This window comes from Klebsiella sp. DY2415, assembly GCF_026314315.1.
Classification (GTDB): Bacteria; Pseudomonadota; Gammaproteobacteria; order Enterobacterales; family Enterobacteriaceae; genus Klebsiella; species Klebsiella ornithinolytica.
The window spans coordinates 3,279,171-3,304,577 of the sequence record NZ_CP111115.1 but is presented as its reverse complement, the minus strand read 5'-3'; the positions used below and the strand labels follow the sequence as shown (position 1 = coordinate 3,304,577).

Annotated in this window: 21 protein-coding genes and 1 pseudogene; 10 read left to right on the top strand and 12 right to left on the bottom strand. The window is 59.2% G+C overall.

The window, feature by feature from the left end; translation table 11 throughout:
• Positions 1 to 275 precede the first annotated feature (275 nt).
• The gene (locus OQV00_RS15690; RefSeq protein WP_004860832.1) at positions 276 to 1,205 is read right to left on the bottom strand and encodes a DUF7916 family protein; all 930 of its coding nucleotides are present in this window, start codon (positions 1,203 to 1,205) and stop codon (positions 276 to 278) included.
• A 338-nt stretch (positions 1,206 to 1,543) separates the two neighbouring features.
• Between OQV00_RS15690 and OQV00_RS15685 the strand changes: the two genes are divergently transcribed.
• The 3 genes from OQV00_RS15685 (at position 1,544) to OQV00_RS15675 (ending at position 5,595) form a co-directional block, all read left to right on the top strand.
• Positions 1,544 to 2,293, top strand: coding sequence for a GntR family transcriptional regulator (locus OQV00_RS15685; protein WP_004860836.1), 750 nt, complete (start codon positions 1,544 to 1,546; stop codon positions 2,291 to 2,293).
• Between the two features lie 301 nt (positions 2,294 to 2,594).
• On the top strand, positions 2,595 to 3,638 hold the full coding sequence (selD, locus tag OQV00_RS15680; RefSeq protein WP_004860839.1) for a selenide, water dikinase SelD: 1,044 nt from the start codon (positions 2,595 to 2,597) through the stop codon (positions 3,636 to 3,638).
• Positions 3,639 to 3,642: 4 nt separating this feature from the next.
• Positions 3,643 to 5,595, top strand: a complete 1,953-nt coding sequence (locus OQV00_RS15675; protein WP_065906346.1) for a DNA topoisomerase III — start codon at positions 3,643 to 3,645, stop codon at positions 5,593 to 5,595.
• Between the two features lie 1,026 nt (positions 5,596 to 6,621).
• On the opposite strand, the gene gdhA is transcribed toward OQV00_RS15675, so the two are convergent.
• Together gdhA and OQV00_RS15665 are read right to left on the bottom strand one after the other, a co-directional pair.
• Positions 6,622 to 7,965: an NADP-specific glutamate dehydrogenase gene (gdhA, locus tag OQV00_RS15670; RefSeq protein WP_004860851.1), complete on the bottom strand. Its 1,344-nt coding sequence runs from the start codon at positions 7,963 to 7,965 to the stop codon at positions 6,622 to 6,624.
• A gap of 269 nt (positions 7,966 to 8,234) precedes the next feature.
• Entirely contained in the window at positions 8,235 to 8,645 is a 411-nt protein-coding gene (locus OQV00_RS15665; RefSeq protein WP_004860854.1) for a pyrimidine (deoxy)nucleoside triphosphate diphosphatase, read from the bottom strand.
• Between the two features lie 86 nt (positions 8,646 to 8,731).
• On the opposite strand from OQV00_RS15665, the gene OQV00_RS15660 reads away from it, so the two are divergent.
• Entirely contained in the window at positions 8,732 to 9,355 is a 624-nt protein-coding gene (locus tag OQV00_RS15660; protein WP_015584597.1) for a CDP-alcohol phosphatidyltransferase family protein, read from the top strand.
• 5 nt (positions 9,356 to 9,360) lie between these two features.
• On the opposite strand, the gene OQV00_RS15655 is transcribed toward OQV00_RS15660, so the two are convergent.
• From OQV00_RS15655 to xthA, 8 genes and pseudogenes are all read right to left on the bottom strand, one after another.
• Positions 9,361 to 10,668 (bottom strand): sulfurtransferase, encoded by a 1,308-nt coding sequence (locus OQV00_RS15655; protein ID WP_032717261.1) that lies wholly within the window; start codon positions 10,666 to 10,668, stop codon positions 9,361 to 9,363.
• A gap of 87 nt (positions 10,669 to 10,755) precedes the next feature.
• Positions 10,756 to 11,388 carry an ATP-binding cassette domain-containing protein gene (locus OQV00_RS15650; protein ID WP_004860866.1) on the bottom strand — a complete coding sequence of 211 codons (633 nt, stop codon included), beginning with the start codon at positions 11,386 to 11,388 and terminating at the stop codon, positions 10,756 to 10,758.
• The gene (locus OQV00_RS15645; RefSeq protein WP_071359330.1) at positions 11,388 to 12,923 is read right to left on the bottom strand and encodes an ABC transporter permease subunit; all 1,536 of its coding nucleotides are present in this window, start codon (positions 12,921 to 12,923) and stop codon (positions 11,388 to 11,390) included. The genes OQV00_RS15650 and OQV00_RS15645 overlap by 1 nt, the downstream gene beginning before the upstream one ends.
• Positions 12,896 to 14,064 (bottom strand): annotated as a pseudogene (locus OQV00_RS15640) (ABC transporter substrate-binding protein). The gene OQV00_RS15645 and the pseudogene OQV00_RS15640 overlap by 28 nt, the downstream one beginning before the upstream one ends.
• A gap of 10 nt (positions 14,065 to 14,074) precedes the next feature.
• Complete coding sequence (locus OQV00_RS15635) at positions 14,075 to 14,641, bottom strand: carboxymuconolactone decarboxylase family protein (RefSeq protein ID WP_015584593.1); 567 nt, start codon at positions 14,639 to 14,641, stop codon at positions 14,075 to 14,077.
• Positions 14,641 to 15,348: a TVP38/TMEM64 family protein gene (locus tag OQV00_RS15630; protein ID WP_004860879.1), complete on the bottom strand. Its 708-nt coding sequence runs from the start codon at positions 15,346 to 15,348 to the stop codon at positions 14,641 to 14,643. The genes OQV00_RS15635 and OQV00_RS15630 overlap by 1 nt, the downstream gene beginning before the upstream one ends.
• The gene (locus tag OQV00_RS15625) at positions 15,335 to 15,973 is read right to left on the bottom strand and encodes a TVP38/TMEM64 family protein (RefSeq protein WP_266278953.1); all 639 of its coding nucleotides are present in this window, start codon (positions 15,971 to 15,973) and stop codon (positions 15,335 to 15,337) included. Before OQV00_RS15625 ends, OQV00_RS15630 begins: the two co-directional genes overlap by 14 nt.
• 250 nt (positions 15,974 to 16,223) lie before the next feature.
• Positions 16,224 to 17,030 (bottom strand): exodeoxyribonuclease III, encoded by an 807-nt coding sequence (gene xthA, locus OQV00_RS15620; protein ID WP_015584590.1) that lies wholly within the window; start codon positions 17,028 to 17,030, stop codon positions 16,224 to 16,226.
• Positions 17,031 to 17,476: 446 nt separating this feature from the next.
• Between xthA and astC the strand changes: the two genes are divergently transcribed.
• The 6 genes from astC (at position 17,477) to spy (ending at position 24,373) form a co-directional block, all read left to right on the top strand.
• Complete coding sequence (astC, locus tag OQV00_RS15615) at positions 17,477 to 18,697, top strand: succinylornithine/acetylornithine transaminase (protein WP_004860887.1); 1,221 nt, start codon at positions 17,477 to 17,479, stop codon at positions 18,695 to 18,697.
• The gene (astA, locus tag OQV00_RS15610; protein ID WP_064359531.1) at positions 18,694 to 19,728 is read left to right on the top strand and encodes an arginine N-succinyltransferase; all 1,035 of its coding nucleotides are present in this window, start codon (positions 18,694 to 18,696) and stop codon (positions 19,726 to 19,728) included. Before astC ends, astA begins: the two co-directional genes overlap by 4 nt.
• Positions 19,725 to 21,203, top strand: coding sequence for a succinylglutamate-semialdehyde dehydrogenase (astD, locus tag OQV00_RS15605; RefSeq protein ID WP_032717266.1), 1,479 nt, complete (start codon positions 19,725 to 19,727; stop codon positions 21,201 to 21,203). Before astA ends, astD begins: the two co-directional genes overlap by 4 nt.
• Positions 21,200 to 22,534: an N-succinylarginine dihydrolase gene (gene astB, locus OQV00_RS15600; RefSeq protein ID WP_032717267.1), complete on the top strand. Its 1,335-nt coding sequence runs from the start codon at positions 21,200 to 21,202 to the stop codon at positions 22,532 to 22,534. Before astD ends, astB begins: the two co-directional genes overlap by 4 nt.
• Positions 22,535 to 22,560: 26 nt before the next feature.
• Positions 22,561 to 23,529 carry a succinylglutamate desuccinylase gene (gene astE / locus OQV00_RS15595; RefSeq protein WP_064359528.1) on the top strand — a complete coding sequence of 323 codons (969 nt, stop codon included), beginning with the start codon at positions 22,561 to 22,563 and terminating at the stop codon, positions 23,527 to 23,529.
• Between the two features lie 361 nt (positions 23,530 to 23,890).
• Complete coding sequence (gene spy, locus OQV00_RS15590) at positions 23,891 to 24,373, top strand: ATP-independent periplasmic protein-refolding chaperone Spy (RefSeq protein WP_004860902.1); 483 nt, start codon at positions 23,891 to 23,893, stop codon at positions 24,371 to 24,373.
• Between the two features lie 80 nt (positions 24,374 to 24,453).
• On the opposite strand, the gene cho is transcribed toward spy, so the two are convergent.
• On the bottom strand, positions 24,454 to 25,323 hold the full coding sequence (gene cho, locus OQV00_RS15585) for an excinuclease Cho (RefSeq protein ID WP_266278948.1): 870 nt from the start codon (positions 25,321 to 25,323) through the stop codon (positions 24,454 to 24,456).
• Positions 25,324 to 25,407 lie beyond the last annotated feature (84 nt).

The window sequence follows — 25,407 nt, the reverse complement described above, 5'->3', positions numbered from 1 at the left end:
TTTGCTGAAATCAAGAGCCGGTCTCAACAGGACGATTTTGCTGGTCATTTTGACCCGGGGCGTGCTCACAACGATGTATCTTTGAACGCCTTTCAGGGCCGCCCGAAGGGGGAGCGCAGCGAAGACTCACGAACGACCTGTACGCCGTGGTTTCACCGCGGTCCCTGTGCAAACTGCCTGTGCTATAACGCCTACCGGGACAGGCTCTACACTCTCTCATTCGGCGCGTTTTTCTGTGCCGGATGAGAGACGACTCAGGTACCGATGATACCTGTTTACCGATAAACCGAACGCGCGATGCGGGTGTAGGTATGCCTGACCCCGCGAATAGCAATACTGTAGGCCAGAATATTCTCCGGTAATGCCATCCCCATATAACCCGTATCGCCAATATGGTGCAGGTCGGCGCCCGCCATTTTACTCATCAACGCTATCTGACGAAGGGTGCCGACATCAGCGCCTTCCTGGGAGGTCCCAATCGCCGTCATCGCCAGCACGCCATGCGCATGCGCAGTATCGATAAGCGATGCCACACGTTGCTGACTCATTCCCGGTATCGTGCCTGGGGCCGGGAGCAACACAATATCCGCCCCCTGGGCGGCGAACCAGATAACATCCTGCTCGCTGATAATGCTGCTGCCGCTTTCGCGCACCACTCCCGCACCGTGCATTTTCCCGGTGATAATCACCGCGCTGTCGCCCACCGCCTGGCGAATCTCTTCGGCTGCTATCCCCAGCGCCCGGTTGCTGACCCCGTTAGCCGGGTTGCCCGTTAACACCAGAATTTTCGCTCCCATCGCGACCAGCTTACGGGCATTGTCAGCCGTTGCCGAGCGCCCCGGTCTCATTTTCCAGATATCGTCATGGGCAACCGCAAATTCCGGGTCTACCGCCTCCAGATTGACACCAATAATACGCCCGGTCAGGCGCTGCAGTTCATGCAACGTTTTGTCCGGCGCGATATCGGCAGGCAACCCCTCAATATGCGGGTTTTCACTGTCAAACATATTAATCAGCAAGATATCCGCACCCTGCGATGCGGCAAGCTCGGCATTGGTGACATTGTTCAGCAATGGCTGAGTGATGGCGATAGATTCGCTGACCATTACCCGACCTTCGCTGGCGCGAATGGCATACAGCAGCTGCTCTTTATTCATCGATACAAAATCGGAGGCACAGCAGTCCAGCAAGCGTTTAGTTTTCATCGGGATATGCCTCGTTGCTGAATTCGTTCTCTGATTTTACCTGCGGCCTGGGCAGGCACTATCCGCGCCTCGACCCGTCGCTGGATGCTGGCGAAAAAAATTCCCTGCATAAATTCACCTCAGTCGTCATCGGCCATCTTTGGTTTAATTAAAACTAAACCACTTGTGTACCATTAGTGAACCATACTGAATAAAAAGAGATCCTGACTACGACAAAATGGCCATTTTGTGATCTGAGAGGCTTTTCTCTGCGTCTGATTTGGGGATGACAACGATCGATTATTGGTTAAGAATTGGTTCACAGGAGCTGGACCAGTCACCACTTGCGCAGAGAGACGATGAACACAACTTCGCATCCCGGGTTTTATCTCGATGAATCCAGCGCGTTGCCGCTGTATATGCAGCTGGTTAACGCCATTAAGTCAGCCGTTGCTGAAGGCCGGCTGCGTCCAGGCGATGTTCTGCCGTCAGAACGGGCGCTGGTAGAGATGCTGAAAATTGCGCGAGGCACAGCCCGAAAAGCATTACAGCAGTTGCTGGAGGAAGGGGTTCTGATTCGGAATCAGGGGTCCGGTACCTTCGTGGCTCCGCAGGTGCGCCAGTCCCTGCCGTCGCTGGAAAGTTTTAGTGAAATGGCGGCAGCGAGCGGAGGCACAGCGCAAAGCGAGCTGGTGGGATATCTGCGGCGGTTAGCGACCCAGGAGGAGCGCCGCGCTCTGCAACTGACAGACGGTCAAAGTGAAATTGTCGAGCTGACCCGGCTGAGGAAAATTAACGGTATCGCCGTTTCCCTGCAGACGGCGGTTTTGCCTGCGCATCTGCTGGATAAAATCAGCGAAATGGATGAATCGTTATATCTGCACCTGGAGACAAAAGGCTCACCGGTGCTGCGGGCAACTCAGCATTTCCGGGCCGTATCAACGGACAGTCAGCTGGCTTACTATCTGAACATCAAACAAGATGAGCCGCTTCTGCTGGTGACCCGGATCGGCTTCACCTCCGATGACAGGCCCGTGGAATACACCCGGACCTGGTGCCTGAATGATTACTATGATTTTACGCTTGAGCTACGTCGAAAAGCGCCATAGCGGCGCGCTGCCGCTTGCTGGCAGGCGGGCCCGTTGAGTGTGAGAGCGGGGCAGGATCCCGGACGAAGAATCTGACGGTGGCCGGCGCTGATTTTATCGACCCGCCGCTCCGCATTTTGTCTATCTTTAGCCATGCCGGACTTTCAGCAAAAGTGAAGATGGCGAGGTAATGCGGCTTGTCCATCGCAAAATCGTCTATTTGTCTGCTTAATGAGCAACCATTCGCGATTTCGGACTGTCATACTTACCACCTTGGCGTTTGAGCGCTACCATAGCGGGATTGCAATGACAGGAGATGTCCATGAGCGAGCAAACTATTCGTTTAACGCAATACAGCCACGGAGCCGGTTGTGGTTGTAAAATTTCCCCTAAAGTACTGGAAACCATTCTGAAGAGCGATCGGGCGAAGTTTATCGACCCGAACCTGCTGGTGGGGAATGAGACCAGTGATGATGCGGCGGTTTACGACCTTGGCAACGGGACGTCCATCATCAGCACCACCGACTTTTTTATGCCGATAGTCGACAGTCCGTTCGACTTTGGCCGTATCGCCGCCACCAACGCCATCAGCGACATTTTCGCGATGGGCGGAAAACCGATTATGGCGATTGCCATTCTTGGCTGGCCGATTAATACCCTGGCGCCGGAAATTGCCCGCGAAGTTGTGGAAGGCGGGCGTTTTGCCTGCCAGCAGGCGGGCATCTCCCTGGCCGGTGGCCACTCGATTGACGCGCCGGAGCCGATTTTCGGTCTGGCGGTCACCGGCGTGGTGCCGACCGAGCGGATCAAGAAAAACAGCACCGCCGAGGCGGGCTGCAAACTCTATCTCACCAAGCCGTTAGGCATTGGCGTGCTGACCACCGCAGAGAAAAAATCGCTGCTCAAACCGGAGCACCAGGGGCTGGCGACGGAAACCATGTGCCAGATGAACCTCGCCGGCGCGGCCTTTGCCACCATCGGCGGCGTAAAAGCGATGACCGACGTCACCGGCTTCGGCCTGCTGGGCCATCTGAGCGAAGTGTGTCGCGGGGCGGGTGTTCAGGCGCTACTCAATTACGCGGATATCCCGAAACTGCCGGGCGTTGAAGAGTACATTGCCGCGGGCGCCGTTCCCGGTGGCACCGGGCGCAACTTTGCCAGCTACGGCCATCTGATGGGCGACATGCCGGCGGCGTGGCGCGATCTGCTGTGTGACCCGCAAACCTCCGGCGGTCTGCTGCTGGCGGTGACGCCGGAAGCGGAAGCCGAAGTGCGCGCCGCAGCCGAAGAGTTCGGCATTAAGCTTGCCGCCATCGGCGAGCTGGTGACCGCACGCGGCGGACGTCCCATGATCGAGATCCGTTGATTACATGCGGTTGTTTATTGCGGAAAAACCCAGTCTCGGTCGCGCAATCGCCGACGTGCTCCCCAAACCGCATCGCAAAGGTGATGGCTACATTGAGTGCGGTAACGGGCAGGTGGTCACCTGGTGTATCGGCCATCTGCTCGAGCAGGCTCAGCCGGACGTCTATGACGGGCGCTATGCGCGCTGGAATCTGCTCGACCTGCCTATTGTGCCGGAGAAGTGGCAGCTGCAGCCCAAACCGTCGGTCACCAAACAGCTCAACGTCATCAAGCGTCTGCTGGGCGATGCGCAGGAGGTGATTCACGCCGGTGACCCGGACAGAGAGGGGCAGCTGCTGGTAGACGAAGTTCTCGACTATCTGCAGCTGGCGCCAGAAAAGCGCCAGCAGGTTCAGCGCTGCCTGATTAACGATCTCAACCCGCAGGCGGTGGAGCGGGCGATTGCTCGTCTGCGCGCCAACAGCGAGTTTATTCCGCTGTGCGTTTCGGCCCTGGCCCGCGCCCGCGCCGACTGGCTGTACGGGATTAACATGACCCGCGCCTATACGCTGCTCGGCCGCAATGCCGGCTACCAGGGGGTGCTGTCGGTCGGGCGGGTGCAGACGCCGGTGCTGGGGCTGGTCGTGCGGCGTGATGAAGAGATTGAGAATTTCGTCGCCAAAGATTTCTTTGACGTCAAGGCGCATATCGTGACGCCGAAGGATGAGCGTTTCGTTGCCACCTGGGTGCCGAGCGATGCCTGCGAACCGTATCAGGATGAAGAGGGGCGTCTGCTGCATCGTCCGCTGGCCGAACACGTGGTGGCGCGCATTGAGGGCCAGCCGGCGCGGGTGACCGCCTACAACGATAAGCGGGATTCTGAGCCGGCGCCGCTGCCGTTTTCGCTTTCGACGCTGCAGATTGAGGCGGCGAAGCGCTTTGGCTTTAGCGCGCAAAACGTGCTGGATATCTGCCAGAAACTGTATGAAACCCACAAACTGATTACCTATCCGCGTTCGGACAGCCGCTATCTGCCGGAGGAGCATTTTGCCGGTCGGCATGCGGTTCTTAATGCCATCGCGGTTCATGCGGCGGATCTGCTGCCGCAGCCGGTGGTTGATCCGGAAATCCGCAACCGCTGCTGGGACGATAAAAAAGTGGATGCGCACCATGCGATCATCCCGACCGCCCGCAGCAGCCAGGTGAAACTGTCCGATAACGAAGAGAAGGTGTATGGCCTGATTGCCCGCCAGTATCTGATGCAGTTCTGCCCGGATGCGGTCTTCCGCAAGTGTCAGATCGATCTTGATATTGCCAATGGCAAATTTGTCGCCAAAGCGCGTTTCCTCGCCGAAGCCGGCTGGCGCGCGCTGCTGGGTAACAAAGAGCGGGATGAAGAGAACGACGGTACCCCGCTGCCGGTGGTGGCCAAAGACGACGAGCTGTTGTGTGAAAAGGGCGAAGTGGTGGAGCGGCAAACTCAGCCGCCGCGCTATTTTACCGATGCAACGCTGCTGTCGGCGATGACCGGGATTGCTCGTTTTGTGCAGGATAAAGAACTGAAAAAAATTCTGCGTGCGACCGACGGTCTGGGTACGGAGGCGACCCGCGCCGGGATCATCGAACTGCTGTTTAAGCGGGGCTTTTTAGTTAAAAAGGGGCGCTATATTCACTCCACCGATGCCGGACGTGCGCTGATTCACTCCCTGCCGGAGATGGCTGCCCGGCCGGATATGACCGCTCACTGGGAGTCGGTACTGACGCAAATTAGCGAGAAGCAGTGCCGTTATCAGGACTTTATGCAGCCGCTGGTCGGCACGCTTTATCAGCTGATTGAGCAGGCCAGGAGTACGCCGGTGCGTCAGTTCCGCGGCATTGTCGCGCCGGGAGGCGCTAAAAAGAGTTTCAGCAAAGGTAAAACCAAAGCTAAAACGAAAGACAAGAAGCCCGCTGCGGACTCCGCCGCGGAAAATCCATAAAAAAAACCGGTCTTCCGTAATGCCGATCGTTTAAGGGTCGGCAGACCGATTCTTATGCGGCGCTGTCAGGTTTTCAATATATCTGCAGGAGTTTCTGTCCCGTCGTTCGCTATTAAGCCAGGGATGTCGTTTTACGCTGGTTTGCGCGAAAGGGGGAGCATATTCTGGAGTATGTGTTCTGGGGAGTATTCCGTTCACTTTTGTGGCATGTTCCGTTCACGATAAATTCGACACTTTTCTCATACCCGCTGCGGGGTAACGGCATGGGGGGCGTTTCGCTCGCCTCCGATGCCCCCCGGCATTGCGCTGAAAACGGCCGTTGCGCGGTATGCTCCACTCCGGCTTCATCTGGCGGACCGGGCGGGACTCAACCTCCCTGTCTCGACCTGCCCTCTGGCCGCCTTATTCGTCCCAGCCATGGGACTCACCCGCCGGGGCCAAACGCTGACGTCGTTCAAAAACGCACCGGGCGTTTTTGTCCTGCGGCCAGTCCTCGATGCGCCCCTGCGTTTTCGCCCGTGTTCCTGACGCGCCTTAACCCCCGCGCTGTCCTCCCGTGGCCGTCACGTTGCGATATCCTTGCTGAAGGTTTTTCAGCGGCGGAATGGTCAGCATGGAATAACAGGACATGCCGCAGGGGGCTGGCGCGGCTGAAAATCGCTGAGGCGCAGGCAAGCCTTACAGGGAGGTGACCTCTTGCCGTCCCCGAACAGCCAGACGGCGGAGACGAAGGTATCGTGTCGCGACGATTTTTCCTGCCGCAATGCCGGGTTCCCAGGGCCGGGCGAAACCGGCCCTGGGCCGTTCACCTGCAGCGCAGGAAACAGAAATACGCGGGACTTATGGTGAACGGAATATCCCACAGAAACATGCGCCAGAATGCGAAGCCCCTTTCACGCCAGCCACCGTTTACCGGCTCGCCCTGGCCTGCGATAAACCAAAAAAAGCGGGTCACCTTTCAGTGACCCGCATGACGGGCCGCTCATCCCCGGACGTCAGGGGACGACGGCAGGGAACCACGACGTCTTAAATGACGCCCTGCGCCAGCATGGCATCGGCCACTTTGACGAAACCGGCGATATTGGCGCCGCGGACGTAGTTGGTCTGCTGCGCTTCGCCGCCGTATTCAACACAGGCGTGGTGAATATCCAGCATGATGTGATGCAGGCGGGCGTCGACTTTCTCCGCCTTCCAGCTCATACGGGCTGCGTTCTGCGCCATTTCGAGGCCAGAAGTGGCGACGCCGCCGGCGTTCGCGGCCTTGCCAGGGGCGAACAGCACACCGGCATCGAGGAACAGGTCGGTGGCGGCGATGGTGGTCGGCATGTTAGCGCCTTCGGCAACGGCCTTCACGCCGTTAGCGATCAACAGACGCGCCGCATCGGCGTCCAGTTCGTTTTGCGTGGCGCAAGGCAGCGCGATATCCACGGGAACGGACCACGGCTGTTTGCCTTCAAGGTAGGTCAGACCAAACTCGCGGGCGTAGTCGGCAACCCGGCCGTCGCGGCTGGCTTTGATTTCGCACAGACGGGCCAGTTTTTCCGGGGTAAAGCCAGCTTCATCGACAACGGTGCCGCTGGAGTCGGAGGCGGTGATCACGCGGGCGCCGAGGGCCATCGCTTTTTCGATAGCATACTGCGCCACGTTACCGGAACCGGAAACCGCGACTCGCATCCCTTCGAAGCCCAGGCCGTGACGCTTGAGCATCGCGTCGGTGAAGTACACCAGACCGTAGCCGGTCGCTTCCGGACGAATCAGACTGCCGCCGAAGGAGAGCCCTTTGCCGGTGAACACGCAGGCGCTGTTGTTGGAGAGTTTACGCATCATCCCGGCCATAAAGCCGACTTCACGACCGCCCACGCCAATATCGCCTGCCGGAACGTCGGTGTCCGGGCCCAAATGGCGATACAGTTCGGTCATCAGCGCCTGACAGAAGCGCATCACTTCACCGTCGCTCTTACCTTTCGGATCGAAGTCGCTGCCGCCTTTTCCGCCGCCCATTGGCAACGTAGTGAGGGCGTTTTTAAAGGTCTGTTCAAAGCCGAGGAACTTGAGAATCGACAGGTTAACCGACGGGTGGAAACGCATGCCGCCTTTGTACGGGCCAATTGCCGAGTTGAACTGCACGCGCCACGCGCGGTTAACCTGAACCTGATTGCGGTCGTCGACCCAGACGACGCGGAACTGAATAGCACGCTCTGGTTCAACCAGACGTTCCAGCAAAGAGAGCTGGCGATAGCGCGGGTTTTCCTCAAGGAAAGGCCACAGCGTGGTCATAACTTCGCGGACGGCCTGAGCAAACTCGGTTTGATGCGGGTCGCGCTGTTGAACGCGGGTGAGAAAACTTTCCAGAGTGCACATCTGATCCATAGATATAATTTCCCCTTATGGTTGTGGTTGCATGTATACGCGTCACGTTGCAGATTGCTTCGCTGCCCGCTTCGGGAGCGCTTCTGCGGCCGCCCGATGCAATCTGAATGATTTTGTATCTCTTTTTTTATTATTCGGCCCTTGAAAAGACCGATTTTCCGACTATAACACCGGGAATCGTTAGGCAAGCAAGGAAAAATTATCCAGACAGCAAAATTTATAATCTGGCGTCAGTCATAACTAAAAACGATGACGCCAGTGGCAGGGAATTAGCGGGGAAGATCGGCGGCGCGTTGGGCAATAAACGCGTTCAGTAGCGGAATATCTGCCGGAGCAAGGTCGAAGGTGAGCGCCTCTTGCGGCGTGCACCAGCGCAGCTGACGGTGATAGTGGGCGGCAGGAAGGCCGCTAAAGCGCGCCACCCACCAGGCGTGCAGGTGAATCAGGCGGCCGGAGACCTCCCGTTGATGGCTGGCGATATAGCGCTCAACCTCCGCCGTGATGCCGAGCTCCTCCTGCAGCTCGCGGATAAGCGCCTGCGGCTGGCTCTCGCCGGGCTCCACTTTGCCGCCGGCAAATTCCCATAGGCCGGGCTGATCGGCATGGGGCGGGCGTTGCGCCAGCAGAATTTTGCCGTCCTGTTCAATAATGGCGGCTACAACATCAAGCGTTTTTTGCATCTGAATCATCGTTCCGGGCAGGATAATGGCCTATTATCACCGCCTTTATCTTTGCCAGACAACCTTTAGCCCATCGGAGATATGCTGTGCTCGATAGTCATCTGCATCCTCGCCTGAAACCCTTGCTCAATGTTTGCGCCGCGCGGCTGGAGCGCCTCGGCGTCTCTGCCGACGGCGTGACCCTGACGGGCTTCGCCATTGGTGTTCTGGCGCTGCCGTTTCTGGGGCTTCGTTGGTACGGGGCGGCGCTGGCGGCGATTGTCGTGAACCGGCTTCTCGATGGCGTAGATGGCGCGCTGGCGCGTCGCCGCGGGTTGACCGACGCGGGGGGATTTCTCGATATCTCCCTCGACTTTCTGTTTTATGCCCTGGTACCGTTTGGGTTTATTATCGCCGATCCGGCGCAAAACGCCGTGGCCGGGGGCTGGCTGCTTTTTTCTTTTATCGGAACCGGCAGCAGTTTTCTCGCCTTTGCCGCGCTGGCGGCAAAACATCAGATAGCCAACCCGGGCTATGCGCATAAGTCGTTTTACTACCTGGGAGGATTGACGGAGGGGAGTGAAACCATCCTGCTGTTCGTGCTGTGCTGCCTGTTTCCCGCATATTTCGCCTGGCTGGCGTGGCTGTTCGGCGCGCTCTGCTGGCTGACCACCGCCACCCGTATTTACAGTGGCTACCTGACGCTGAAGCAGCTTCAGCGCCAGGCATAACGCGGTTACTGGCTGTTATCCGGGCCGCGCACGCCGGTCTGCACCGGGTTTTTCGGGTCGCTGCTCCACTCGTACCAGCCGCCATCGTACACCGAGATATTTTTCCAGCCCATGGCGCGGGCGTACATAAAGGTCTCTGAGGCGCGCCAGCCGGTGCCGCAGTAGAAAGAGACCTGCTGGTCGGGACGAATATTCCACTGTCGCCACATGGCGGTGATATCCTCCGCGCTGCGCATGGTGCCGTCCGGGTTGTGGAAGTCTTCCATGTGGGTGGAGTCGCTCCCGGCGTGCCCCCAGCGGGCGCCGGCAATTTCGCCTTTTGGCTTGATATAGCTGTAGCCGCTGGTGGTGCCGATAAACTCCGGCCAGGAACGGATACTGACCAGCGACGCATCCTGACGATGCAGCAGCGCGCGCGCCTGCTCCATATTCAGCATCAGCTGCGGCTGGCCGGGAATCGGCGCGCCGAAGTCAGGCGCCGGTTTTTGTTCCGGCGGCATGCCGCGTTCCACCGGCAGACCGGCATCGGACCAGCTTTTCCAGCCGCCGTCGAGCAGACGCACGTCTTTCACCCCGGCGTACAGCAGAATCTGCGCCACGCGGGCGGCGGCGTAGACGTCGCGACCGTAGAGAATCACCGTGGTGTCATGACGAATGCCCTGTTTCGCCAGCAGTGCTTTCAGCTGGGCATCGGAGACCTTATTCCACAGCGGTTCGCTTTCGACCTCGTTGGTGTCGATATATCCGGCGCCGGGAATATGATTCAGCAGATAGAATTTGGGCGCGCCCCAGGCGGCTTCAATCACTTTCCACTGTCCGGCCGGAGCGGCGGTCACCGCTTTACCCTGCTGGAGATCGTGCAGCCACTGCGGGTAAACCAGCTGCTCAAAGTGCGGCAGTTTTTGCAGACGTTCGGGGTGACTCAGCGCATCGCTAAGGGTACTGAGATGGGTAAACCCGGCGGCCTGCAGGCGCGCGGCGACTTTCGCGTTGTCTGTATCGCTGCCGTACAGCGCAACGGGGGTATCGGCCCGCAGCTGATGCTGTTGGGCCCACGCGCTAAGCTGTTCATCGTTCATGGCGCTGAGCCAACTGGCGGAGAGATTCAGCGCCTGCGGTTCGTGACCCTGCGGGCCGTTAGCCTGTTGGGGCCAGCCGTTGTAGAACGCGCTGAGGCGTGTATCAATCGCGATACCGTGCTGCTGTTGGAGCGCGGAGAGCGTCAGCGTTGGCATGGTTTCAGCGGCGAAGGAGGGGGAAGCAGCAAGCCCGATCAGCAGGGCGAGTGCGGTCAATTGAGAAACACGTTTCATCGAAATGCCCGACAAGAGAAAATTGAGCGCACATTTTCCGCTGCCTCCGTGGGGAATTCTTTGCGATAACGCAGGTTAGCAGGGTTTTCATTGCCAGTCGCGGATATTCAGACAGCGGCCGCGGTCGGGAATATCGCCACTGTCGTGGGTCACCAGCACCGCCGGAATGGCGAGGCGCGCCAGCTCATCAAATACCCAACGGCGAAAACCGGCGCGTAGTTCGGCATCCAGGCGGTTAAACGGCTCATCCAGCAGCAGTGCCAGCGGGCGCGCCAGCAGGGCGCGGAGCAGGCTGACGCGGGCGCGCTGGCCGCCGGAGAGTGTCGCCGGATCGCGGGAATAGAACCCGGCCAGCCCGGCCCGTTCCAGCGCCTGCTGCACCTGAATTTTGCGCGCCGCGCCGCGGATGTCGGCCGGCAGCGCCAGCAGCAGGTTTTGCCCGACGCTGAAGTGGTCGAACAGCAGCGCATCCTGAAATAAAATCCCAATCCGCCGTCGCTCGGTGGGGCGTTCATCGCAGCGTTCGTTGTAGAGCCACAGTTCGCCGCTGGCGTGAAAAGGGGCCTCCAGCGCGCCAATCATCCAGGCGAACAGCGTAGATTTGCCGCTGCCGGATGGCCCCATCAGCGTCAGGACTTCTCCCGGAGAAACGGAAAAGGCGATTTCCCGCAGCAGGGGACGGTGATGCAACGTCAGGGTCAGATTGTTTACGGTGAGCACTAGCGTAATCCTCGTCGATAGCGGCCAGCCAGCCATGCCAGCAGGGCGGTCAGGGAAAAGACCATCGCCGGTAGCAGCAGTTGCCATAATGCCTGCGCGGCGAGCGTTTGCGTATCGCCGCCGCTGCTGAGCGCTACGGCTTCGCTGGTTAATGTCGGCGTCCGGCCGGCCCCCAGCCACAGGGTGGGCAGATACTGGGCAATGCTTACCGAGAAGCCGACCGCCAGCGCCATCAGCAGCGGGCGCACCAGCATCGGAAGTTTTACCCGCCAGACGCGTTGCCAGCGTCCCCAGCCAAGGGTTCGCGCGACCAGTTCCAGACGCGGATCGCGGTGACGCCACGCCGGACGCAGAACAAACAGCATCCACGGAACCACCCACAGCAGATGGCCCCACAAGACGGTGGCAAATTGCCCATCCTGCCAGGTATACAGCGCCAGTTGATACTGACCGTCGGCCAGCGGCAGCGCGGGCAGAACCAGCGGTAGCCAGACCCAGCTATCGCCGCGGGAAGGACCGCACTCCAGCCACAGCAGGCAGACAAGCGCCCCTGCCAGAGAGGCGAGAAGCGCCAGCCCCAGGCTGTTCGCCAGGCTATCGCTTAGCGGAGAGGCGCTCTGCGCCAGCGCCGCCAGCAGCAGCGCGCAAAGCAGGCCGCTCAACGGCAGGCCGATTGCCAGCAGCCGTCCGGCGAGCGCGCGCGGCTGCGGACGACGAATGCCTCGCAGGTCAGGGATCTGTCGCTGCCAGAGACGCCATCCACCCCAGGCGCAAACAAGCACCCCTCCCAGGATGAGCAGCAACAGCAGGCTGGCGAGGGCACCTTTCGCCTGCTGCATATCATCACCCTGGTTTAACCATTGCCAGGCGAGTACCGCAAGCGTAGGCGGGTTGCCCGGGCCGATCACCAGCGCGACATCCACCGTCGACAGGCTCCATGCGGTGGTGGCCACCAGAACGATAGCAAGTGAAGGCAACAGCGTCGGCAGTATCAGCCAGTTGAGACACTGCCAGCGGCCGTATCCCTGGCTTTTCAGGACCGTAGCCTGCTCGGCCAGGCGTTTTTCGCTCAGAAGACCGTAGATCGCCCACAGCAAAAATCCGCTCTCTTTGATGGCCATCGTCAGCCCCAGACCAATGCCGTAGCGATCGGCCGGCGGGGAGCAAACGGAACAGACGCGATACAGCCAGCCGCCTTCGGCGAAAAGGAGCAGCGCGCCGGTGGCAAAGGCGACGTGGGGCACGGCTAACAGGAGCGGCAGGCGTCCCGCCAGCTGCCGCCAGCCGCGGGAGGGCCAGAGCGCGGCGACGAGAGTCAGACTTATCAGCAGCGCGCCGCCGACCGCGAGGAGCGTGGAGATCAGGGTCGCCGCCAGCGCCTGCCAAATCTGAGGATCGGCGAACAGCGCCTGCCAGCAGGCGAGGCGGAACGCCGGCGCGAGCATGAGCGCAATGGCCGGGAAGACGGGCAGGTAAATCAGCGCCATGATTCCCCAGGCCAGCAGAATCAGTGGGTACCGTAACGGCGCAGCCATTCCTGCTCCAGGGCATCAACCCAGGCCGCGTGGGGTTCCGCCAGTACCGGCGGCGGGTTCTGCGGAGCCAGCGCCTGCAGGGCCTGGCGCTGGTCGTCGGGTAAGCTCTGCGGGTTCAACACGCTGGGGTCGCCCCACACCGCCGGATCGGCTTTACGCAGCTGCGCCGCCGGGGAGAGCAGGAAGTTGGCCACCACTCTGGCGCCCGCCGGGGCGCGCGCATTGGCTGGAATGGTCACGAAGTGCACATTGCCGAGCATCCCGCGCTCAAAACCAAAGCCATAGCTGTCCTTCGGCAGCTCGCCGCTGACCGCTTTTTGCCGGGCATGCAGCGGGTTAAACGTCAGCGACAGCCGAAGCGTACCGGTTGCCAGCATGGCATCCATGCGGGCCGGCGAGGCCGGGAAGTCGCGCCCCTCCCGCCACAGCAGGGGATGAAGCCGGTCGAGATAGCGCCACAGCGGTGCGGTGACGGCGGCAAACGTCTGCGGCTCCGGGGGCGACGCAGCGCTTCCGGGCGTTCCGTCAGAGTCATCAACAACTGTTCGAGGAAGGCGGTACCGGTAAAGTCCGGCGGACGCGGATAGGTGACCTCGCCGCGATGCGCGGCGGCAAAGGTCAGCAGCGTCTCCGGGCTGTCTGGTGGCGTCGGCGTCTGCGTACGTCGGGCGATAAAGGTGAGCTGCGCGCTGCCCCACGGGGACTCTGCGCCTTCGGTCGGCAGGGAGAAATCTTCACGCACCGGCTGGCGGGTATCAACATAGCGCCAGTTTGGCAGCGTCTCCGCCCATCCGGTTTGCAGCAGGTTGGCGGTTTTCAGGGTACGGAAGTTCTCGCCGTTGACCCACAGCAGATCGACGGAGCCATGATGCTTGCGCCCGGCGCGGGCTTCCGTTTGCAGGCGCTTTACCGTATCTGCGGCATCGGCGATATGCACAATGCGCAGGTCGATAGCATAGTCGCGTTTCACCTCCGCGCTGACCCAGTCGAGATAGCGATTTACCGCCGGGTCGCCGCCCCAGGCATTAAACCACACCGTCTGTCCGCGGGCCTGGCGGGCGATCTGTTGCCAGCTATCGTCGGCGTGAGCGGCAAGCGGGGCCCACAGCAGCGCCGCGAGCCAGAGTAAACAGTAGCGCATGATCCGCTCCTTATGATTTGGTGTCTTCTGAAGAGGTTGGCTGAGGGATCTGGCACAGGCCCTGAGCCGGGATCGCCATGGCGGAATTAAACCGTGCCGACAAATTTTGTAAGCCGATCAGCGCCGTGAGTTCGGTCAGGGCCTGGGCATCAAATCGCGCCATGAGTTTGCCGCGCAGCGCATCGTCGACGGTTGGCGGCGTAAGGCTGGCGGCTTCGGCATACTCCAGCGCCAGACGTTCGTCTTCGCTGAACAGCGGGCTCTGGCGCCAGCGGGCGACGGCGAAGAGCTTCTCGGCGCTGCCGGTGCGTTCAGCCAGCTTCATGCTGGTGATATCCACGCAAAATTCGCACAGACACATCTGAGCGATGCGGGCGCTGACCAGCGCGCGTAGCACCGGATCAAGGGGCGAACGCTTGCGTTCAAGATAGCCGACAAACATCGACACCAGATAAAAGACCAGCGGAATACGCCCCCACCAGCGAATAGGGCTAAGCACCTCGCCGTAGTGGCGACGATGCAGCCAGGCCTGCGGGCGCAGGATCAGGGGGATGGTACGCAGCGGCGGCAACCTCATCAGGATTTCCTCTTATGACGTTCGAGATAGCAGGCTTTAGCAATAAAGATAATCAGCGTCAGCGCAAACAGAACGGATAAGGCGGTCATAAACCAGAATGTCCCGCCGGTTAACTGGCTGCCCACCCACGAGTACACTATCGTGGCGGGCAACTGGCCGATGCCGGTGGCAAACATAAACTGGCGAAAGCGAATCGACGTCAGACCCGCCGCATAGCTGATGGGATCAAAGGGGACAAACGGCAGCAGCCGGCAGATCAACACCGTCTGGTGGCCGTAGCGGTCGAAGAAAGCGTCCATACTGCGCAGCACCGTTTTTCCGGTCAGCTTCTCAACCGCTTCACGGCCCAGCACCCTGGCGATAAAAAAACACAGCGCGGCGCCGGCCATGGCGCTGACCCAGGAAAGGGCACCGCCCCAGAAGGCGCCAAACAGCGACGCGTTTGCGAAGGTGATCAGAAAGGCGGGGAGCGGCGCCACGACAGCCTGCAGGATCATTAAGGCGAAAGAAACCAGGGCCGCCTGCGGACCGTAGGCGTGAATAAAGCGCTCAATGGCGTGCTGATCTAGGGCGGAAAAAGCCGCCAGACTGTGCTGAATAAACGCATTCACGGCGGGGATACGCCACCAGGCGACGAGCCCGGCCACGACAATGAGGATCAGCGCCGCGCGAGCGTACCAGATGAGACGGGCGTTATTTTTCTTCATGGCTAACCTGCAGTTTGTCGGGATCGATCTGCCGCCGCCGGGCAAAGATTTTGGCGCCCTGAATGATGCCAAATAAGGCGAGGCCGGTCAGACTCAGTTTCAGCATAAACCCCAACGTAATGCCCTCTCTGGCGAGTTCGCTCGCCATCAGGGTATAGATAAACAGCCCTGGCAGGGTTGTCAGGACCGAGATCAGCATAAATGAGCCGAACGGAATGGCCGTCAGACCATAGGCATAGTTTTGAATGTTGTACGGAAACAGCGGCACCAGGCGGGTAAAAATCAGGAAATCAGTACCGCTGCGGGCAATACCACGTTCAATCGCCTGAAAGGTCGCGGTATGTCCGGCATATTTCAGCAGCAGATCCCGACCCAGCCAGCGGGCCAGCAAAAACGAGAGCGCCGAGGCCACCGTGGCCGCACACAGCGATAACAGGGTGCCCAATACCGGGCCAAAGACCACGCCTCCGACCATCACCAGGATACTGCCCGGAATCAGGCACAGGGTCGCGACGATAAATAAGGCAACATAGAGCGTCCAGCCGAGCGGGCCGCTGTGTTGAATCAGCGACTGGAGATGGCGGAAGTGGGTCACCAGATCGGCAAAGCCGGAGAAGGAGATCATCGCCAGCGTAGCGCAGAGCAGGGCGAAAATCAGCAGCAGCCGGGATTCTGCTTTATGACGGCTTCTTTTGCATGGGGGATCTCCTGTTTTAACCGCGTTCCGTGAACCTCCACCCCGCTTGCCAGGGTGTGCGCGACAGTATAATAAATGGCGAGCTACAACAATGTCTTACCGCGGATTTATTGATTTTGCTCAGGATAAGCGGACTCTCCGCGACCGTCAGGCCGGGAGAGTCGACGGAGAAAACGCGTTACGGTTTGAAGGTGGCCCAGACCGGCGCATGGTCAGACGGTTTTTCCATACCGCGAATGTCGTAATCAATACCGGTTTCTACGCAGCGCTGCGCCAGCGGAGAGCTTGCCAGCAGCAGGTCGATACGCAGACCGCGGTTATCGTCAAAGCCTTTGGAGCGGTAGTCAAACCAGGAGAAGCGATCCTGGTTGTCCGGGTTGGCCTGACGCCAGGTGTCAACCAGACCCCAGTCCAGCAAACGCGCCATCCACTCGCGCTCTTCCGGCAGGAATGAGCACTTACCGGTGCGCAGCCAGCGCTTGCGGTTCTCTTCGCCAATGCCGATGTCAAGGTCGGTTGGGCTGATGTTCATATCGCCCATGATCAGCAGCGGATTATCTTTGTTCAGTTCGCTATCAAGATAGTTTTGCAGGTTCTGGTAGAACGCCGCTTTTGCCGGGAACTTGGTTTCGTGGTCGCGGCTTTCGCCCTGCGGGAAGTAGCCGTTGATCACCGTGACATTCCCGAATGCCGACGGAATTTCCGCCATGATGATGCGGCGCTGGGCCTCTTCGCCATCGTTGGGGAAACCGCGGCGTACGGCGACCGGCGTCTCTTTGGTCAGCAGCGCCACGCCATAGTGCCCTTTTTGACCGTGGTAGAACACGTTGTACCCGAGCTTTGCAACCTCTTCGAGCGGAAACATGTCGTCGTGTACTTTGGTTTCTTGTAAGCCAATGACGTCAGGCTGATGTTTGTCGACGATGGCGGCCAGCTGGTGGGGGCGGGCACGCAGGCCGTTGATATTAAAAGAGAGAAATTTCATAGTCGCTGCCACTGTGCAAGGTGAATAGTGCAGGGATGGTAGCAGAAATTCGCCGGGCTGGCTGCCGGAAGGCATTTTATTGTGCCTGTTGTTCCGATTGGCGTCGCTGACGTAACCCGCGCGCACCATTCTGGCGCAGGCTGCGCTAAAAAAGGGCGGATATCTACGATAAATTTCGTAGAGGATCACAAATACAGAATTATATCTTACCGATGCATAAACTATTTGATTTATTCACTGTTATGGCCGGCGAATAAGATATTTATTCACTATTTATGCATTTATTGTGCATAAAGAGAAGTCGTAACCTATTGATATTCCTTACTTGACTCTGATTTATGCATTTTCCCCTCTGGCTGGCACGAAGCGTGCAATCTACATTTACAGCGTAATAGCCCATAATTTTTAACATTATTCATACTTTTTATTTACCGGAAGAGGTCGATATGTCTCAGTCAATTACGCGTAACAATTTTGATGAATGGATGATGCCGGTCTACGCGCCAGCGGCTTTTATTCCGGTACGCGGTGAAGGTTCACGCCTGTGGGATCAGCAGGGAAAAGAGTATATCGATTTTGCCGGCGGCATTGCGGTGAATGCCCTGGGACATGCTCACCCTCAGCTCATTCGCGCGTTGACGGAACAAGCCGGAAAGTTCTGGCACACCGGCAACGGGTATACCAATGAGCCGGTCCTGCGCCTGGCGAAACAGCTGATTGACGCGACGTTTGCCGATCGCGTTTTCTTCTGTAACTCAGGCGCAGAGGCTAACGAAGCGGCGCTGAAGCTGGCGCGCAAATATGCTCATGACCGTTTCGGCAGCCATAAAAGCGGTATCGTCGCGTTCAAAAATGCCTTCCACGGTCGCACCTTGTTTACCGTCTCCGCGGGCGGCCAGCCGGCCTATTCTCAGGATTTTGCCCCGCTGCCGCCGCAGATCCAGCATGCTGTCTATAACGATCTCGAATCAGCCCGGGCGCTTATCGATGACAATACCTGCGCGGTCATTGTCGAGCCGATGCAGGGCGAAGGGGGCGTGGTGCCAGCCGATCCGGCTTTCCTGCGCGGCCTGCGCGAGCTGTGCGACGCCCATCATGCGCTGTTGATTTTTGATGAAGTCCAGACCGGTGTGGGTCGTACCGGTGAACTGTATGCCTACATGCACTATGGCGTCACGCCGGATGTCCTGTCGACGGCGAAAGCGCTGGGCGGCGGTTTCCCGATTGGCGCGCTGCTGGCAACGGAAGCCTGTGCCAGCGTCATGACCGTCGGGACGCACGGTACCACCTATGGTGGTAATCCGCTGGCCAGCGCGGTGGCCGGCGAAGTGCTGTCGATCGTCAATACGCCGGCGGTACTGAACGGCGTGAAGCAGCGCCACCAGTGGTTTACCGAGAGACTGAACGCCATTAACGCGCGTTATGGTCTGTTTAAGGAGATCCGGGGGCTGGGATTGCTGATCGGCTGCGTCCTCAATGATGCCTGGGCCGGAAAGGCGAAAGCCATCAGTACCCAGGCGGCGGAAGAGGGACTGATGATTCTGATTGCCGGCGCGAACGTGGTGCGTTTCGCTCCGGCGCTCATTGTGAGTGAGGAAGAGGTCAAAACCGGGCTGGATCGCTTTGAGCTGGCCTGCCAACACTTCCTCGCGGGAGCGTCATCATGATGGTGATTCGTCCTGTAGCCGCCGAAGATCTGGCCGGTCTGATGACCCTGGCCGGTGAAACCGGCGGCGGCCTGACATCGCTGCCTGCCGATGAAAAGACGCTGGCGGCGCGGATTGAACGTTCACAGAAAACCTGGCGAGGGGAGCTGCCAAAAAGCGAACAGGGCTATGTTTTTGTGCTTGAAGAGACCAGCAGCGGCGCGGTGGTGGGGATTTGCGCTATCGAAGTTGCGGTGGGGTTGAACGATCCCTGGTACAACTACCGCGTGGGGACGCAGGTTCATGCCTCGAAAGAGCTGAATGTCTACAATGCGTTGCCGACGCTGTTTCTCAGCAACGATCACACCGGCAGCAGCGAGCTGTGCACGCTGTTTCTCGATCCGGCCTGGCGTAAAGAGGGCAACGGTTATCTGTTGTCGAAATCGCGCTTTATGTTTATGGCCGCGTTCCGCGAACACTTTAATGAAAAAGTGGTGGCGGAGATGCGCGGCGTGATTGATGAACAGGGCTATTCCCCGTTCTGGGAAAGCCTCGGCAAACGCTTTTTCGCCATGGAGTTCTCTCGTGCCGACTACCTGTGCGGGACCGGGCAAAAAGCCTTTATTGCCGCCCTGATGCCGAAGCATCCGCTGTATATCGACTTTCTATCCGATGAGGCGCGCGCGGTGATCGGCGAAGTGCACCCGCAAACGGCGCCGGCACGTGCGGTGCTGGAGAAAGAAGGGTTTCGCTACCGCAACTATATCGACATTTTCGACGGTGGGCCGACGCTGGAGTGCGACATTGACCGGGTACGGGCGATTCGTAAAAGCCGGCTGGTGACCGTTGCGGAAGGGCAGCCCGCACCGGGGGAATGGCCGGTATGCCTGGTTGCCAACGAGCAGTATCTGCAGTTTCGCGCGCTGTTGGTGCACGCCGATCCGGATACCGATCGCCTGCTGTTAAGCGCGCGCGAACTGGATGCCCTGAAATGCCATGTCGGCGACCGGGTGAGACTGGTGCGTCTGATTCCGGAGGAGAAAAAATCATGAGTTTATGGATCAACGGTGACTGGCAGAGCGGACACGGTCCGGCGCGGACAAAAACCAACCCGGTCAGCCAGGCGCTGCTCTGGCAGGGTAACGACGCCGATGCCGGACAGGTGGCGCTGGCGGTCAGTGCCGCGAGACGAGCCTTCCCGACGTGGGCCAGACAGCCGTTCAGCGTCCGTCAGGCGATCGTAGAAAAGTTTGCCGCGCTGCTGGAAGCGAACAAAACAGAGTTAACCGCCATCATTGCCGCGGAAACCGGTAAGCCGCAGTGGGAAGCGGTAACGGAAATCAGCGCGATGATCAACAAAATCGCTATTTCCCTGAAAGCCTACCATAGCCGTACCGGTGAGTCGCAGACGGCTATGGGCGACGGCTCGGCGACGCTGCGTCATCGCCCGCATGGCGTGCTGGCGGTGTTTGGCCCATACAATTTTCCCGGCCATTTGCCCAATGGGCATATTGTGCCGGCGCTGCTGGCGGGGAATACGCTGGTGTTTAAGCCCAGCGAACTGACGCCACACAGCGGCGAGGCGGTGGTGAAGCTATGGGCCGAGGCGGGACTGCCGCCGGGGGTTCTGAACTTGCTGCAGGGCGGACGAGAAACCGGCGAAGCGCTCAGCGCCCAGCCGGATATTGACGGGCTGCTGTTTACCGGCAGCTCGGCGACGGGGTTTCAGCTGCACCGCCAGCTCGCCGGCCAGCCGGAAAAGATTCTCGCGTTGGAAATGGGCGGCAACAATCCGCTGATTGTCGACGACCCGCAGGACATCGATGCGGCGGTACATTTGACCATCCAGTCAGCCTTTATTACCGCCGGACAGCGCTGTACCTGTGCTCGTCGCCTGTTGGTGAAGCGCGGCGAGAAAGGCGATGCGTTTCTTGCCCGTTTGGTGACGGTGTCACAAACTTTGGTGCCCGACGCCTGGGATGCGTCGCCGCAGCCGTTCCTTGGCGGGCTGATCTCGCCCCAGGCGGCGCAAAAGGTTCATCAGGCCTGGCTCGGGCACGTTGCTAACGGCGGAAAAACGCTGCTGGAGCCGCGGCTGCTACGGGCCGGAACCTCGTTGCTGACGCCGGGAATCATCGAGCTGACGACGGTGGCGGAAGTCGCCGACGAGGAAGTTTTTGGTCCGCTGCTCAGCGTCTGGCGCTATGACGATTTTGCTGAGGCGATTACTCTCGCGAATGCCACTCGATTTGGGCTTTCCTGCGGGTTGATTTCCGCAGAGCGCGAGAAATTCGACCGTCTGCTGCTGGAGGCGCGGGCCGGAATTGTCAACTGGAACAAACCGCTGACCGGCGCCGCCAGCACCGCTCCGTTTGGCGGCGTGGGAGCCTCCGGTAACCACCGTCCGGGAGCGTGGTACGCGGCCGATTATTGCGCGTGGCCGATGGCAAGTCTCGAAACGCCGGAACTGACGCTGCCGGAGACCCTCAGTCCCGGTCTCGACTTCCTGCGAGGAGCCGGACGATGAAAGCCTTTGAGGTAAATTTTGACGGGCTTCCCGGTCTGACCCATCACTACGCCGGACTCTCTTTTGGCAATGAGGCGTCGACACGGCATCGCTATCGGGTATCGAACCCGCAGCTGGCGGCGAAGCAGGGGCTGAAAAAGATGAAGGCGCTGGCGGATGCCGGCTATCCCCAGGCCGTCATTGCGCCACAGGAACGGCCGAATGTTCCCCTGCTGCGCCAGCTTGGATTCAGCGGCAGCGATCCGCAGGTCATCGAGAAGGCGGCCCGCCAGGCGCCGGATCTGCTGTCGGCGGTGAGCTCGGCTTCGTCAATGTGGGTGGCCAACGCGGCGACGGTTTCACCTTCCGCCGATTCGCTGGATGGCCGGGTTCACCTGACCGTGGCCAATCTTAACGATAAATTCCACCGCGCCAGCGAAGCGCCAACGACCGAGGCGCTGCTGCGCGCGATCTTCCCCGATGAGCAGCGCTTTGCTATCCATCCTCCTCTACCGCAGGTGGCGCTGTTTGGCGATGAAGGGGCGGCGAACCATAACCGCCTCGGCGGCGAGTATGGCGCGCCGGGTCTGCAGCTTTTTATTTACGGTCGTCAGCAGGGCGGCGAGGGAGAAAGCCCGCAGCGCTACCCGGCACGGCAGACGCTGGAAGCCAGTCAGGCGGTTGCGCGCCTGAATCAGGTTAACCCGCGGCAGGTGATTTTTGCCCGACAGAATCCGGCGGTGATTGATAAAGGGGTATTTCACAACGATGTGATTGCGGTGAGTAATCGCCAGGTGCTGTTTTGCCATGAGCAGGCGTTCGTCGATCAGCCGCAGCTGATGCGCCAGCTTGCCGGGCAGGTTGCCGGGTTTACGCCCGTTATCGTACCGACTCAGGCGGTGACGGTAGAAGAGGCGGTGGCGACCTATCTGTTTAACAGTCAGTTGCTGAGTAAGCCCGATGGAACGATGCGGCTGATTCTCCCTCAGGAGGCACAGGAACATCCGGGCGTCTGGCGCTACCTGAATACGCTTCTGGCCGCAGATAATCCGATTGATGAACTGCAGGTTTACGATCTGCGCGAAAGTATGGCGAACGGCGGGGGGCCGGCCTGTCTACGCCTGCGAGTGGTGTTGACGGAGGCGGAGCTGCGGGCGGTGAATCCGGCGGTGTTGATGAACGAGGCGCTGTTTGTGACCCTCAATGACTGGGTCGATCGCTACTATCGCGATCGTCTCACCCAGGCGGATCTGGCGGATCCACAACTGCTGAACGAAGGTCGCGAGGCGCTCGATCGGCTGACGCAAATCCTGCAGCTGGGTTCCGTTTATCCGTTCCAGCAGTCGCTGTGACTCAGTTTTCGTTTCAAGGAGGCGTCGTGGACGACTTTCTGGCATTAACTCTGGCGGGGCGTTTGCCTCACCATTTTCATGGCGAAACGGCGCATTTTCGCTGGCACTGGCTGGACTGCGGGGTGTTGCAATTGACTCCGCATGCGCGCTGCGAGCGTTCGCTGGTTCTGTCCGCGGGTATCCACGGCAATGAAACCGCTCCGGTGGAGATGACCCATCTGCTGCTACAGCAGCTGTTTAGCGGTGAGCTGCCGCTGCACTGGCGGCTGCTGGTGATCTTTGGCAACCCGCTCGCGCTGCGGGAAAATAAGCGCTACCGCGACAGCGACATGAACCGGATGTTTGGCGGGCGCTGGCAGCGTTTTCCCGTCAGCGACGAGACGGCCAGAGCGCGTCAGCTGGAGCAGGTACTGACGCGGTTTTATGGCGCCGGCACGGGCAGCCGCTGGCACCTTGATTTACATACCGCGATACGCGGATCGCTGCATACGCGCTTTGGCGTGCTTCCGGCGCGGGAAACTCCGTGGGATGACGGGTTTTTAAGTTGGCTGGGAGGTGCCGGGCTGGAGGCGCTGGTCTTCCATCAGCAGCCGGCGGGGACATTCACCCACTTCAGCTGCGAACGCTTTGCTGCGCTCTCCTGTACCCTGGAACTTGGTAAGGCGTTACCGTTTGGCGCTAACAATCTGACGCAATTTAACGTCACCCAACGGGCGCTAATGCGTTTGCTGGTGGGCGATCTGACGGTCGTTGACGCCGATCCGGCGCCGCTGCGCTATCGGGTGGTGCAGCAAATTACCCGTCATAGCGATAATTTTCATCTCTGTATGTCGGATCAGACGCTCAATTTTACCGCCTTTCCTGGCGGAACCTTGCTCGCCGAAGATGGTGATACCCGCTATGTGGTAGAAAAGGCACAGGAGTTTGTTCTGTTTCCTAACCCGTCCGTGGCGCGGGGGCTGCGGGCCGGGTTGATGCTGGAGCGTTTATCGTAGCCGCTCGCCGAATATTCTGCCGCTCATTCGGGCGGCCGTTTAATTTTGTATAGTCACCTCCTGTGCATAATTTTATTTTTTCGTGCGCGGGGGGCTGATTGCAGATTATTCCTGGATAAATGCTTTGTTTTTAATCTCTGCTGCTTTATAATCCATCAAAACCATTAAAAAACAATGCGTTATGTATTTTCTGTTGCAATTCCCTCCTTAATTTCCTTATTTTCTCCACAATTGGTGAGAAAATGTTTTTTACACTTTCATTGTTTTACTCTTGCTCTGACTAATTGACGATAAACGTCGTAAAGTTTATCTCGTCAACACGGCAACACGCCGTAAGAATAACTTAAAGTAAGGACTGGATATGAAGAAGATTACTGCTCTGTTTGTTGCCTCTACACTGGCTCTGGGTGCCGCTAACCTGGCTCACGCTGCTGATACCACCGCGGCTCAGCCCGAAAGCAAACCGATGATGCACCATAAAGGTATGCATGGCGGCCAGCACGAAATGATGTTCAAGGGGCTCAATCTGACCGATGCGCAAAAACAGCAGATCCGCGACATCATGAAGGGCCAGCGCGAAAACATGAAACGTCCGTCCCTGGACGAACGCCGCGCGATGCATGAGCTGATCGCCAGCGATACCTTCGATAAAGCGAAAGCGGAAGCGCAGATCGATAAAATGGAAGCGCAGCATAAAGCGATGGCGCTTTCCCGTATGGAAACCCAGAACAAGATTTACAACATTCTGACGCCGGAACAGAAAAAACAGTTCAATGCGAATTTTGAGAAGCATCTGACAGATCGCAAAGCGCCAGAAGGTAAAATGCCTGCACCAGCTGAATAACTCAGCGCTATGAATGAAGACCGCCGGTCTTGCCCAACATCGCCGTCAGGCATTGGGCAGGACCGGCGGTTTTTTTTGTGCTAACGAGGGGAGAGCGGATGCAGCGTAAAGCGGCCGCTCAGCAGCGGTTTGCAGAGAATTTTGTAGCCGTCATGATCAAAACCGGCCGGCTGGCGCGTTAAGGTCTCGGCCTGCTCCAGCGTCTCGACCGATCCCAGCCACAGCCAGTTATGAATGACGTGATAGTGGGTGAGGTCCGGGCCTTTCTCCTCCAGCGCGACGGCCCCAGGCCAAGGCCAGCACACCAGCTGCATCTGCGCCATCCGGGCGCGGAGTCTTTCATGATGTGCGGCAAGACTTTCCCGACCGCAGCAGGCGCCGGCGCAACGTCCCAGCGCGTGTCGGAAACAGGCGCGGCCCGGAGTAAGCGTCTCCAGTCCCAGCAGCCCGTAGCAAAGATGATGTTCGTCAGCGAGGGTTTTCAGCGCCTGCAGCGCTGCCCGCCGGTTTGCGAACAGGCCATACAGATGATTGTGGTGGGAAAAATCAACCTCGCGGGCGTACACCACCTGCGGGCGGATGTCTTCCAACAGCAACGAGCAGAGCTGCTTATTACGCCGCAGGCGTTTATTAAACAGCGGCTGGCGTTCTTTAATCAGCTGCGCCTCCAGCAGCAGCGCGCCCAGCTCTCCCGAGGTACGTTGCCAGCTGATGCTTCGCGCCTGACGCAGCATGGCCGCCTCTTCGGGAGTACGCAGGTGCGACAGCACCCGACTGCGGAGATTCACGCTCTTACCGATATACAGCGGGAGCGTATCGCTCTCGCCGTGAAACAGATACACGCCCGGCAGATTAGGCAGTGCCTCGACCCACGGACGCAGATGTTCGGGATATTCATAGATAGCCGCGGCGTCGAATTCCAGACGCGGGGCAGATTGCCTTCTCACCACACGGGCTCCTGATGCTGGTTATATATCCAGTATAACAGGGCGTGCAGGCAGCGAAAAGTGCAAAAAATAACCCCGGCGATGGCC

Coding starts and splice junctions, on each gene's coding strand:
- astC (WP_004860887.1), top strand. CDS start 17,477: ATGTCTCAGTCAATTACGCGTAACAATTTTGATGAATGGATGATGCCG.
- astD (WP_032717266.1), top strand. CDS start 19,725: ATGAGTTTATGGATCAACGGTGACTGGCAGAGCGGACACGGTCCGGCG.
- OQV00_RS15690 (WP_004860832.1), bottom strand. CDS start 1,205: ATGAAAACTAAACGCTTGCTGGACTGCTGTGCCTCCGATTTTGTATCG.
- selD (WP_004860839.1), top strand. CDS start 2,595: ATGAGCGAGCAAACTATTCGTTTAACGCAATACAGCCACGGAGCCGGT.
- OQV00_RS15665 (WP_004860854.1), bottom strand. CDS start 8,645: ATGCAAAAAACGCTTGATGTTGTAGCCGCCATTATTGAACAGGACGGC.
- OQV00_RS15675 (WP_065906346.1), top strand. CDS start 3,643: ATGCGGTTGTTTATTGCGGAAAAACCCAGTCTCGGTCGCGCAATCGCC.
- OQV00_RS15635 (WP_015584593.1), bottom strand. CDS start 14,641: ATGAGGTTGCCGCCGCTGCGTACCATCCCCCTGATCCTGCGCCCGCAG.
- OQV00_RS15685 (WP_004860836.1), top strand. CDS start 1,544: ATGAACACAACTTCGCATCCCGGGTTTTATCTCGATGAATCCAGCGCG.
- astB (WP_032717267.1), top strand. CDS start 21,200: ATGAAAGCCTTTGAGGTAAATTTTGACGGGCTTCCCGGTCTGACCCAT.
- astA (WP_064359531.1), top strand. CDS start 18,694: ATGATGGTGATTCGTCCTGTAGCCGCCGAAGATCTGGCCGGTCTGATG.
- OQV00_RS15645 (WP_071359330.1), bottom strand. CDS start 12,923: ATGGCTGCGCCGTTACGGTACCCACTGATTCTGCTGGCCTGGGGAATC.
- OQV00_RS15630 (WP_004860879.1), bottom strand. CDS start 15,348: ATGAAGAAAAATAACGCCCGTCTCATCTGGTACGCTCGCGCGGCGCTG.
- spy (WP_004860902.1), top strand. CDS start 23,891: ATGAAGAAGATTACTGCTCTGTTTGTTGCCTCTACACTGGCTCTGGGT.
- OQV00_RS15655 (WP_032717261.1), bottom strand. CDS start 10,668: ATGAAACGTGTTTCTCAATTGACCGCACTCGCCCTGCTGATCGGGCTT.
- OQV00_RS15625 (WP_266278953.1), bottom strand. CDS start 15,973: ATGATCTCCTTCTCCGGCTTTGCCGATCTGGTGACCCACTTCCGCCAT.
- xthA (WP_015584590.1), bottom strand. CDS start 17,030: ATGAAATTTCTCTCTTTTAATATCAACGGCCTGCGTGCCCGCCCCCAC.
- gdhA (WP_004860851.1), bottom strand. CDS start 7,965: ATGGATCAGATGTGCACTCTGGAAAGTTTTCTCACCCGCGTTCAACAG.